The organism is candidate division KSB1 bacterium, assembly GCA_034505495.1.
GTDB lineage: Bacteria > Zhuqueibacterota > Zhuqueibacteria > Residuimicrobiales > Krinioviventaceae > Fontimicrobium_A.
The window spans coordinates 40745-53132 of sequence record JAPDQV010000015.1; the positions used below are offsets into that span (position 1 = coordinate 40745).

Genomic DNA, 12388 nt, shown 5'->3' on the forward strand with positions numbered 1-12388 from the left:
CCGCCTCGGCAACTTTGCAAGGCGGCTCGATATGAATTCGAAAGGCTATCGTATCACAATCATTCGTCGAGTCAATGTGCGGCCCTCAGCAGTCAGGCGATAGATATAAATGCCGCTTCCGACGGGGTTTCCGTTTTGATCCGTCGCATCCCATTCGGCGGAATGTTCGCCCGCTTCAAGCTGTCCTGCAAAAAGCGTTTTGACAGCATGGCCCAACAAGTCATAGATAATCAATTCTGCTGTTCCGGCTTTTGTTAGGTTGAACTTGATCGTCGTGGACGGATTAAACGGATTGGGGTAATTCTGCGCCAAGCTCAATTCACGCGGAACGTTGTTCATTTCGATAGAGGCTTGGATGTTACTGAAAGCAATCGGTCCGTACACGGCCGTGTTTCCATCCAAGCGAACTTGTTCCAATTTGTAGTAGCAATTTGTATTCAAAGCCCTGTCGAGATATTCATAGCGATAAAGATCTTCTTTGACCGGGATAAGCTCCGTCGTTATGCGTCGATAGGGTCCCGTCTCCGATTCGCTGCGAAGGAGATGGAAACCGGCTGTCTGAACCGTGCTTTCCACTTGCCAGCTAATAAGGACTCCGTCTTTTACCGGTGCGGCAGCAAAAGTCGACAAAATCACAGCGATCGGATTTTCAATCTGCAGAACATAATCCTCCACCTCACCGCCCATGACCAGGCCTTCCGGAGTCGAGGCGGACAACCCTGAGCCGACCGGCGCGATTCGGAAACGCGCATAGGTGGCGCCCGCCGTCAAGCCGCTCAAATTATTCCAAGTTAGAATCACCGTTCCGACGGTGCCGTTCGGTACGGAGGCTGTTGTTCCCTCATTCGCGCTGAATACGCCGTCGCGATTGAAATCGATCCAGCCGGCTAGAACGGCATTCTGTCCGCTCTGGTTAAAGACCTGAACGGCCACCGAATAGGAGGTCGAATTGGTTTTAAGCGCCGGAAAAGCTGCTACGCCGTTTTCGTCATTATCATTATAAAGATTGTCGCCGACGGCATTTTCACTAAAAAAGCTCATCAATTCGCCGTCAACATTGACGATTACACCGTTACCGGCGCTATTGACCGGGCCCAGCTGCAGATTGTTGGAAATTCCGGCGTGCGCGGCATCACCGTAAGAACTCGGGGCATCGCCGTGGTCTTCGTCGCCGGTGTCCAAAGCAATTTCGCATACGTAATCTTCCACTTCGCCGTCGCTTAAAAAGCCGGTGGGATCTAGATGACCGTCGCTGTTATCATCCTGCGTACTGATTCTAAACCTGGCAAAGGTGAAACCTGCAGGCCCGCTGATGGTTGGGAAAATCAGATTGACAAAACCGTTTGTGCCGTTTGGAACAAGAGCGGAAGCCCGTTCCGAATTTTCGAAAAGGCCGTTGCGGTTGACATCGATCCAGCCGCTAAGGACGGCAGTTTTGCCGGTCATATTAAAAGCGCGCACAGAGATTGCGGGCTGTGAACCGACGGCAACGGATAGAGATCCGTTTAAGCCGTCTTCATCATCGAGTTGATTGGTGTCATCGCCGTTGGCTCCCACATTTGCATAACCATCGTATTCGGCATCGATCAAATTGCCGAGTCGCAACGACGAAACGATGCGATGACGCGGCCCGTTATCGTAATATTTTGTCTGATAATTACCCAAACCTGTTCCGCTGCCTGTGTCCGGCGCATCGCCCCAATCCGCCGCTTCGCGGATGATCAGCTTATAGTCTTCCACTTCGCCGCCAGGCTGAGGAGCGCCTGAAGCCGGTCCGTGCGGACCGATATCGGCATTGGTTGTCAAGATGAATCTTGCAAAGGTTGTACCTGCGGCGGCATTTGCCGGAATGGTAAACGAAATGGTTTTGACCTGCGCCGGCGGCGGATTAGGCGACGATAAACCGTCTCCTGACACCAAAGAGACAAACTGATTAGCCGGGTTGGTTACATCAATAATGCTTTCACCATTATCCAAAAACGAGCTGTTTTTGTTGTAATCGATCCAACCTTTTACATAAACCGGCAGTACGGCGCCGTAATGGCGGCTATAAACAGTAATTTGTACTTGATAGGTTTGACCGGGAATGAACTCAAAGACATTCGGATTGAGCGGATTGCCGTCGGCGTCGAGAAAAACGATGCCGTCTTCGTCATCTCCGTCGGCGTCCGTATCGTCGCCGTCGGCTGCGGCAGAGGGTTGATTGGCCGCATCCGTATCGATTTTGGGCGAGCCGACAGCACCGCCGTTGCCGATATAAAACCAGTAATGATTGGTGCCCGGATTATACCAGCCGATGTTGGTCATCCACGCCGCCGGATAAGAGGCCGGTGCATCCCCGTAATCGCGACGATCAGAAATGCGGGTGAGTTTGATCTGCGCGGCAAGGTTTGAACGAGTCGGAGGTGCACCTGTCCACTGCACCAACCCTTTGCCCGTCATCTCAAATGTATCAGTCGGTCCTACGTTGACGTTCTTGATCCACAAATAATCACGAACCGGTGTGTTGGGGGTATCGACGTAAGAAGAGTCGTTGACGGCAACCGCTGGGCCGTTGTTTTTGGAGATGCTGATGTTCCACATCTTCCAACGCCGCATGTTTGTTCCGGAAACGTTGCCGAACGTGCGAATGAAAATATCCGTAAAGGTTCGGTTGGCCGGATCTGTTGTGGCAGTAGTAACCAGCCAAGAGCTTTCCGAGGGATATTTTGTTTCGAACGAGACAGTGCCGTTGGAAGCGTCATAAACCACTCTCCAATCAAAGGTCACACCGCTTTGCCAGGTGCGCTGGCCCACATTGCCGATGGCACGATAGGCGCCGTAAGGCGGCGTGCCGGCTTTAAAATCGTGTTGGCCTTGCTCCCAGTCGCCGGCCGAAGTATTGTCACCCATGCGCAGTTCCGGAGCGAACGAGAGGTGGTCGTACATATACTGAACAATCGCTTCATATTCAGCATCGGAAGTGAAATGCACCGTTTCGTATTGGGCAAAAAGAGAAACACTAAAAATAAAAGTCAAAAAAATCGACAGTTTCGTCGCCTGCAGCATCCCTGCACCTCAAAATTTGTTATTAATTTGAATTTTACTGCTGAGCGAGGAAGATCGTATTCGGAGTCGAAAGAGAGGGCAAATTCAAAAAATTCCTCGACCGCAGCTTTGAATCATCACATATACCATTCTAAATCTCTTGATTCCGAGATTTTGATGGCTATAATTCCATATTGATTCAAAGCTTTAAGTAATTTAAATCAATTTTTTGTAAAAATCAATAATAATTTTTATGAATCACTTTTGAGCTTGACTTTTAATGAGCGGATAGGAGCAGAAAATACTCTGAATTCCAATGCGGATTCGACCTGCATTTTAATGAGATTCGCAATAGACGCTCGGGGAAATTATCTTTTGTCAAGCGGTATTTTACGAGCGGGCCGCAAAAGTTACAATTTCGCGGTGCGCCCGGGCAATCCCAATTTGCAATTTCCTGTTCTTCACTTAGAAAAACTGAAACCGATGCCGGCGGTACCGATTCAAAAGAGTCGTTGAGCAGCCAAAGGCGGAACTCGAGCTCTTCGCCCGCCTGCCAAACAAATTTTGGAAATTCGGCGCTGAATAAGATTGTACGGCAGGCTGCCTGGACGGCATAATAGGCAGGTTTCGGCTGAGCCGGCCATTGGATGATGCTGTTATTAGCTGCTGTAGGCCAAGGTTCATTAAAGCACCAGTTCAACGCCATGGCACAATAGGGTTTTTGCCGTCGCGCTCCTTCGAAAAGGCATTTATAGCCTTCCGCCTGCAGCATTTGCCCTCGTTCCACCAGTTCTTCGAGCGAACGGACTGAACCGAAATAATGTTCTAGAGTGGGCAGCGTCAGCCAGGTATCTTTTTCCCACGCATTGAACCCATGATGGGATTCCCAGGCTGTCCCCGCTTTAGGCGGCCAGACCTCCTCGGCCGGAAGAAATGACCTCAGCACCTCGACTGAAGACGGCGACGGTATGCCGAATTCCGTGTAAGCGGTGCAGCGCGAGCGGCGGATGATTTGAAAAACCTCTTCGCCGCTCTCGGGATCGCGAAAGCGATAATGACCATGGCCGACGCCCATTAAGGGAGATGTCGGCAAAAACGGCCGCTGCGGATCGAGCTGCAGACAGAGGCTGTTAAGCAGCCGCAGGGCCAAAGACTGATCCGTCATTCCCGACCAGGAATTGAACAGCTCATTGCCGCCGCACCAGATCGCCAACGACGGATGCGGCTTGAGACGGGTGATGATCGATCGCGCTTCCTGCTCTAAAATTTTCAGATAAGCCGGTGTCGAGGGGTAGTTGTTGCAGGCAAGCGGAAAATCCTGCCATAGTAAGATACCCTTTTCGTCGCACAGATCGAAAAAGCATTCCTTATTGATGACGCCGCCGCCCCAAAGACGCAAAAGGTTCATATTGGCATTGACGGCAAGATCGATCAGCCTTTCATATCGTTCACGCGTCAACAACCCTGGAAAAATTTCCGGCGGCACCCAATTGCTGCCTTTGGCGAAAATGCGTCGCCCGTTGACTTCCAGCTGCATGGGCGGCACGCTGCGCGTTTTGGGGAAAGCGGCGGGTTCGTCCCAAGCTCCTTCGTTCATGACCAGGCGAATGCGACGAAAGCCGATGCGTCGACGATGGTCGGCAACCAGTCGACCACCTTCATAAAAGGAGACATTCGAGGTGTAAAGCCGCGGCATCCCTTGATCGTGCGGCCACCATAATTCAATAAAAGAACTCGTTTCCTTTAGATGCAATCCTTTCTTTACACGCCCGGTTCTTGAAAAGAGCAGCTTACCTTCAGGGTCTTCAAGTTTCCAAACAAATTCGAGAGGCAGAAGCTCTTTTTCAAAAGTCAACGTGATAGCGGCTTCAGTAAGCTCTTCATCGAGCTCATAGTCGATGGAAGGTTCTGCCCATACCGCAGGGTGACAAACCAGAATGCCCGTCTCATCCCAAATGCCGAGCGGAATGAGTCGCGGATGCCAGTCCCAACCGTATGATACGGCGGGTTTAACGCATTGATCGGCTTGCGTCCGATCTGCCGGCTCCGGTCGCGATTTCGGCGCCGGAAAAATCGTGACGAGCAGTTCGTTGTCGGCACGCAGGTAATCGGTCAGGTCAAGGCAAACCGGAGTGAACATCCCCTCCTGCTCAAGCAGAATTGCGCCGTTCAGGCGAATAAAAAATTGATAGTCGATGCCCTTGGAATAAAAATAGACCCGCTCGCCTCTGTGAAAATTAGGTTTGGGGAAACGGCAGCGATAGGTCCAAAAGACATCCTCCATCCAGCGATAGTCTTTAAAGTTGTCTCCGAACCAGTAGGGAGGCCATCCTTTGGCCGCAGCATAATCGAGCTGCACGGCGCTCGGAACCTGGGCGGGCATCTGTTCGGTCGGCGGCTCCTCGAGTTGCCAATGCGGCCCCACCGTCCACTCAAGTTCTAAAGATTTTGTACAAGGCATCGTCAACATTCAATCAACCTGGGAAATGAATCGATTCAGACTTGCCCATTCGCCTAAATAAGCTCACGACAAATAATGGTTTCGCGCAAACACAAAGAGGCACCTCTTTCCTACTGATGCCCTATCAACGGGCGTGTAATCTCTGTGAAACCAGCTTTTATATCGTGTTGTCGGAGAAATCTCATCGCACCCAAAATCGCGCCTGTAACCTGATATCCGTACTGCTTGCACCGACTCTAATCGCAAACTCGCCCGGTTCCACGATTCGCTGCATTTTTGCATTATAAAGCGCGAGGTCATCAGGAGTCAGCAGAAAATTTAACGTGCGCGTTTCTCTCGGCTGCAGCTGCACCTTGGCAAAGCCGCGCAGCTCCTGCACCGGCGTACAAACCGATGCCAAAAGATCCTCGAGGTACAGTTGCACGACCTCCTTGCCTGCTCGGCTGCCGGTGTTGCAGACGTCGACGGTAACCCGCAGGCTGTCGCCGACCCCTATCTCGCTAGCGCTGAGGCGCAGATTTCGATAGGCAAAGGTGGTGTAGCCAAGGCCGTGGCCGAAAGCGAACAGCGGCGTCGGATCCATATCGACGTAGGGCACGCCCCATCCGTGTTCAATCCAATACCGTTTGGACTTTTGATAATTATAATAGACCGGCAATTGGCCGACATGTCGCGGTATGGTCACCGAAAGTCTGCCTGAGGGATTGACTTGACCCAAGAGTATCTCGGCAATTGCCAAGCCGCCTTTTTCACCTGGAATCCACGCCTCAACGAGTGCCGGCGCCTTTTCGGCCAACTCACGTACGGCCAAGGGCCGTCCGTTGATGAGGACCACGACGGTAGGTTTGCCGACGGCGAGTACGGCATCGGCAAGCCGATTCTGCAGGCCGGTCAGTTCCAAAGTAGCGGCGTCGAACCCTTCACCGACGGTACCGACGCGCCGCCCGCGCTCATCCTGCGCGCGCCACTCGTTTTCACCCAAAACCAGTACTACGGCATCGGCGGTCCGCGCCGCCCGCACTGCCTGATCGATCTCGTCGAGCGCCGCCCCCGTGACGTTGCAGCCTTTAACATAAACAATCCTGCTGTTCGGAAGCAGCCTTTCGAGTCCTCGACGCACGGTCACGATCTCCTGCAGCACCGTCACCGACGTATAGTCGCCAAGCTGGTTCTTCGGATCGTCCGCATTGGGCCCGATGACCGCCACCGTTTTCATTTTATGCCGGTCGAACGGCAGCACGCCGTCATTCTTGAGCAGAACAATCCCTTCGCGCGCCGCCTCCAGCGCCAGGTCCTGATGGCGTTGCTGATGCACCACTTTCTCGGCGCGTTCCGGATCGACAAACGGCCGTTCAAAGAGGCCCAACTTGAACTTTTGAGCCAATATGCGCCGTACCGAACGATCGATAAGCGATTCGGGGAGTGCCGCTTCTTGTAAAGAGGAGAGCAGGTCGAGCATATAGCCGGATTCATACGAAATGCCGACATCGACGCCGGCGCGCAGGGCAAGCTGTCCGGCGCGTTTTTGGTCCGCTGCCAAACCGTTATAGATGAGCGTGCCAAGTCCGCCGCCTTCGCTGAGGACCAGCCCTTCGAATCCCAACTCGCCGCGCAGGATGTCGGTCAGCAGCCGCACCGAAGCGTGCGCCGGCACACCGTCGATTGCAGGATAGGTGGCCATCACCCCTAGGGCACCGGCGCGGCGGATACCGGCTTCCCACGGCGGCAAAAAGACCTCCCTTAACTTGCGCTCCGAGATTTCCATAGCGCCGCGCTCCAAACCGGAGAGCGGTTCACTTTGACCAGGGTAATGGCAAAGCCCGGCCGCGCATTTATCGGGTGCCGTCAGATCGTCGCCCTGCACGGCGCGCACAATCGTCTCCGCGATTCGGCTGCATAAGAACGGATCCTCACTGTAAGCCTCCTGATTGCGGCCCAGGCGCGGATCGCGGATCGGCTCGACAACCAGCGTAAAGAGCTGGTGCACCCCTATAGCCCTCGCTTCAGCGGCAACGGCGGCATAGATGCGATCGATCAGCTCCAGATTCCAGGTGCTGCCCAACGTCGGCCCCTCGGGAAAGATGGTTGCGCCGGCGCACATCAGCCCGTGGGTGCCTTCTTCGGTGATGAGCAGGGGAATGCCAAGTCGCGTCTTCTCAATCGCGATCCGTTGCAAAGAATTGAGGAAGGCGGCCTGCTGTCGTGGGCCTTGGTGCAAAAGTGTGTTCGGCAGGGTAAAAAATCCGCCTCCGGGGCCCAGGCCGTGGAGGTGCGTACCACGGGCAAACTGCTGCACGCCGATGACTTTTTCCGCCCCGCTGCCGCCCAATGCCTCTTCATAAACACAGGGCATGTTCATCTGCCCGACTTTTTCCGCCGGCGTCATCCGCTGCAAAAGATCATCGACGCGAAGCTGAATAGGCAAAGAAGCGTCCCGATAAGCCGGTTCGGCGGCGAAAATCAAAGCCCGAAAAATCAACGTCAACAAGACAAGCTTTTTCATGCGGGCATCCTGAACCGCTCACCGATGCTCGATCAAATAACGGGCAACGCTTTCTACGGGGGCAATCCAAATCTTGTTTGCGGAATCTGCGGCATAGCGGCAAAGAGCTTCCAGGCTTGCAACCAGAGTCGTCTGCGGCCCGCCGTCGCCGATCTCGTGTCCGGCAAAGATCAGCCAGCCTCCCTCCTGCGCGGCTTTATCCACCCAAGCGCGCAGCTCGGCAAAACTCTTGCCGTCGCTTTCCACGGCAAGCAGCTGCGCGGGATCACAAACGAGCGGATTGTTTACCTCCTGGTTGGACCAGCCGCGAGCAGCAATAAAGAGACGGGCGATCAACGGCACATAGCTTTGCACTTCTGCGCCTCTACCGACAAAGGTTTGTCCGCAGGGATAGGCAAAGGTGACCGCCCGAACACCCAGCTCGTTTTCGATAAATTCGTTCGCCTGCCGAATTTCCGCCTCGATGCGCTCGAGGGTATAGTCTTCCAGCGCATTATGCCGTGAAAAGGCATAGTTACCGGTGCAGGGATGGGTGACGGTATGATTGCCGATCTCGTGTCCTTTAGCAACGGCGGCACGCCAACCTTCGAGTCGCTGCTTGGCATTGTCGGGAGAGATATAAAATGTCGCCCGCACGCCCATGCGGTCGAGGAGCGGGATGCCGCGATCAACTTGACTAAGCCGCGCATCGTCGAAGGTCAAACTGACGGCACAGCGGGCGCCGTTCGGCCAGTGAAAAGGCGCCTTTGTCTCACGAGTCTGAGCCACTGCAAGTGATGACATGAGGACTGCTCCCATGATGACGAAAGTAAAATGCAGGATCAGCCGGAAACCCTCTGTTGGACGCGGCGATCGATCCTTGTGTTTGTTTGCTATACAGCTTGACATTTATTCATCCTTTCGTTTAAGCACCGTCAGCCGCTGCCGGTTGGCGAGATGCTGCACCGTCGCCTGATCGCTTGTCGACTGAACATCTGACGCCTATTCTCCTTGCTTAATGAGGCCGACGTCTATGCTTACCTCCATGAGGCGGCAGCGCTCTACAAGTTCACTTATAAAAGCCTATGGGGAAAATTGAAAATGAAATTTAGAACGGCATTTTTTACTATCAGGACAGCGAAAAGTTTGCCAAGTTATCCGTAATTTTTAAAAATACATATGCTCGTGCAATGACAATCATTCGTAAACAATGATCAGTGATCTTGGTTTTTCGGCTCTCGTAAAAAGGTGGGCGCCGGAGGAGCGTCGCTCGCGTCGAGGATAATCCGAAACCAGCAGCCTTTACACATGAGGGCGCGATCGACATTCAGTAGAATGCGTTCCCACGGACTTAATTTGCGGCCGCAGTGCGGACACTGATCGATGATGCCCTCGAAGGGATCCTTTTCAGTCATGGAGCTACCCGCTTTGGTTTGAGAATATATCCTCTGTTTTCACGGCCATTGATTTTTATCGTCAGAGGCGAGTCGAACCGCAGCAGCTTGACCGTATTCAGCTGCACTGCAGGCTGCTGGGCATTCAGCCACTCCCAATCGATCTTTCCTGAAGCGTCTCTGCCGTTAATGGAAAAGTAGCCGACGGAAAAAGAAGTCAGGTTGTGAAAGAAATGCGAGCCTTGTGAGGGCGAAACGGGCATGTCTTTGAAATCGGTTTCGACAATGGCGCGGGCGCCGCAGATTTGATCCCAGGTGACCGGAATGCCCAACCACGGATCGAGCGTGCCGAGTCGGCCCAGTGCGATGAGCAGGTAGGGGCGATGATCGGCAAGCAGCTCTGCATTGAGGCGGCTGATCTCCTGGGCCGTCTCGCGGCTTTTGCCGCGCTCGAACAGATCGCGATCCACGACGACAATGTCATAAATATCGTTCATCACCCCATGCCCGAGCACACTGTTTGAGGAGATGAGGAGCTCATCCTCCGGCACTTCCTCGAGCGTCAGTTCTTCCAACTCGCGATTGAGCACAAAAGGACGCAGCTGCAGCAGGCCGAACTCGAACGGTTTGCGGCTCATGTCTGCTGCAAATTCGATTTCCACCGGCGTGCCCATGCCCCAGCTTCCCATATCGAGAAGGAGCTCAATGATCTGCGGCAGGGGAAAGATTTTGTCTTTGAGAATCGGCGCAAAAGTGACCAACCTTCTTCCCTCACGGGAGACGCCGTCATAGATGCAGTCGTTTTCCGGCGAATAAGTGGAAGCGAGAAAGCCGAGCACGCCGTCCTGCTCGGCAACGCGAATATCGAAGCGCTTGATTTGCAGATCTTCAACACCGCTGTGGTACTGATCTTCGGCCAGCGACAACGCGTAAAAGTCGCGCTGCGAGTTGTTCAAAGTATCGGCAATCGTGGCAAACTGCGGCAGATGATCGGGATGAGCGGGAGAAAAGCGCACCGAAGTTCCGCCCTCGACGATCATTTTGCCTAAACCCAAAGCCACTGAAGCGACTCCTTCAGACGGCTTTTGCGGTCCAACCGGATAAAAGTTGTAGGAGCGTGCCACGCCGGAAAAGGCGGGATAGAAACGATCGCCGTGCTGTGAGCCGACCAGTTTTTGAATGACCACCGCCATCTTTTCTTCTTCCAGCCGATAAGACGTCGCCTTGATGTACTCCTTCGGCGCCTGAAAAAAGGTGGAGGCATAGACTCGTTTGACGGCGCGAAGCAGTTGACCAAGCCGAACGATGGGGTCGGGGTGATTGTTGGGAATCATGTAGGTGTGGTAAACGCCGGCAAAAGGATGGTACTGCGAATCTTCCAGGAGGCTGGAAGAACGCACGGCGAGCGGCGCATGCATCAAGTCGAGGAAGGCGGCCAAATCACCCAAAATTCGCTCGGGAAATCGCGACGCCAATAAAAAGCGTCGGCAAATCTCTTCATCACTTTCGCAGGAAAGGGCAAAGTTGCGCAGATTGTTTTCTTCTAAAAACTCGTCGAAAACGTCGGTGCCGATGGCCAATGCCGCCGGCACGTCGATGGTGACGTTGGGCCAAAAGTTTTGGACGTTATAGTTGTTGATGAGAATGTTGACAAAAGCCAAGCCGCGCGCCTTGCCGCCCAGCGAGCCGCCGCCGATGCGCGCAAAGCTCGTATTCGGATCAAAGGTGTCTTTATTAAAATCGGTGACGATGCCGCGCTGGCAGAGGCGGCGGTATTCCCGCAGCGAGCGAATGAGATCCTGGCGCAGCTCCTCCATCGACGCAAAATCGGAGACCTTGCGCGGACGCAGCTTATGCGCCAGCCAAAATTCGGTGCGCGCCCGCAGCCAATTGGAGAAATGATTGCGTTCTGCATGATAACGAAGGCTCTCTTCGGGCACCACTTTGATCTGTTCTTCGAGGCTGATCAAGTCCTGGGCGCGCCCCACAATACGGCCGTCCGGCGTGCGAAAGATGAAATCGCCGAAACTAAAGCTCTCGGCCATAAAACTGCGCAGCTCCTCGGCCAGGTTCGGCGAGGTCTTGAGCAGAAAAGAGGCGCCCAAAGCCCTGGCGAGCGGCTCGTTTTCGGGAAGATTGGACTGCAGAAGAATCGGCACGTCCGAACGCCGCGCAAGAACATTTTCGGCAAACATCAGCCCGGCCTGAGGATCATATTTGCCCTGCCGCGGAAAATCGACGTCCGAAATCACCCCCAGAATATGTTCCTGGTATTTTTTGAAATAGTCCCATGCCTCCTCATAGGTGGTCGCATGCAGAATCTTGGGTCGTGCACGCGTGCGGAGGTTTTTGTGCGACAGATTGATGCCCTCGGAAATCAGCCGCTGCGCCTGGGTCAGCAGCTCCAAGTACATTATCGGCAGAAAAGTCGAGTAAAAGCGGACATTGTCTTCGATAAAAATGATAGACTGGATACCCACGATGCGTGTGTCGTGATCGACGTTGAGCTGATCCTCGAGGGTCTTGATGATGGCGATCAGTAGGCGAAAGTCCCCCTGCCACATAAAGACGCGGTCGAACGCAGTCGCTTCCTGACGACGCAAAAGGTCGGCGAGCTCGCGGTTGTCGTAGGCAAGCAGAACGACCGGAATGTCCAATCCGCTCTCCCGAACCATCTTGGCGAAAGTAATGGCGTTCATGTCCTCGATGTGCAGGGAGATGAGGATAAGATCGAAACGCTTTTCCTCTTTGATGAGGCTGAGGGCTTCACGGCCGCTGGAAACGCGGGTAAACTCGGGCGCGTGCGAAAGCATCAGCTTCTGGTACTCTTCGCGCAGCAGCTCGTAAAGCCGACCGTCCTCCTCAAAGACATACAAATCATAAAGGCTGGAGACCAGAAGGATATCCCTGATGCGTTGTCGCATCAGGTTTTGGAAGCCCTGAAAGCGTGTTCCGTAGCCGTGTTCGATCCAGCTGGGATCGAAATGCGTCAGAACGTCTTTAAAGGGCTTCCGAACCATAACG

At 53.9% G+C, this 12388-nt stretch carries 6 protein-coding genes; all 6 read right to left on the minus strand.

Annotation, left to right across the window (positions count from 1 at the left end; translation table 11 throughout):
- Nucleotides 1-45: 45 nt before the first annotated feature.
- The gene (locus ONB24_08085; protein MDZ7316067.1) at nucleotides 46-3048 is read right to left on the minus strand and encodes a GEVED domain-containing protein; all 3003 of its coding nucleotides are present in this window, start codon (nucleotides 3046-3048) and stop codon (nucleotides 46-48) included.
- Nucleotides 3049-3304: 256 nt separating this feature from the next.
- Nucleotides 3305-5497 (minus strand): hypothetical protein, encoded by a 2193-nt coding sequence (locus tag ONB24_08090; protein ID MDZ7316068.1) that lies wholly within the window; start codon nucleotides 5495-5497, stop codon nucleotides 3305-3307.
- Between the two features lie 172 nt (nucleotides 5498-5669).
- Entirely contained in the window at nucleotides 5670-7991 is a 2322-nt protein-coding gene (locus ONB24_08095; GenBank protein ID MDZ7316069.1) for a glycoside hydrolase family 3 C-terminal domain-containing protein, read from the minus strand.
- Between the two features lie 18 nt (nucleotides 7992-8009).
- The gene (locus tag ONB24_08100) at nucleotides 8010-8774 is read right to left on the minus strand and encodes a polysaccharide deacetylase family protein (GenBank protein MDZ7316070.1); all 765 of its coding nucleotides are present in this window, start codon (nucleotides 8772-8774) and stop codon (nucleotides 8010-8012) included.
- 410 nt (nucleotides 8775-9184) lie between these two features.
- Nucleotides 9185-9385 (minus strand): hypothetical protein, encoded by a 201-nt coding sequence (locus tag ONB24_08105; protein ID MDZ7316071.1) that lies wholly within the window; start codon nucleotides 9383-9385, stop codon nucleotides 9185-9187.
- Nucleotides 9382-12384: a histidine kinase gene (locus ONB24_08110; protein ID MDZ7316072.1), complete on the minus strand. Its 3003-nt coding sequence runs from the start codon at nucleotides 12382-12384 to the stop codon at nucleotides 9382-9384. Before ONB24_08110 ends, ONB24_08105 begins: the two co-directional genes overlap by 4 nt.
- Nucleotides 12385-12388: the final 4 nt, after the last annotated feature.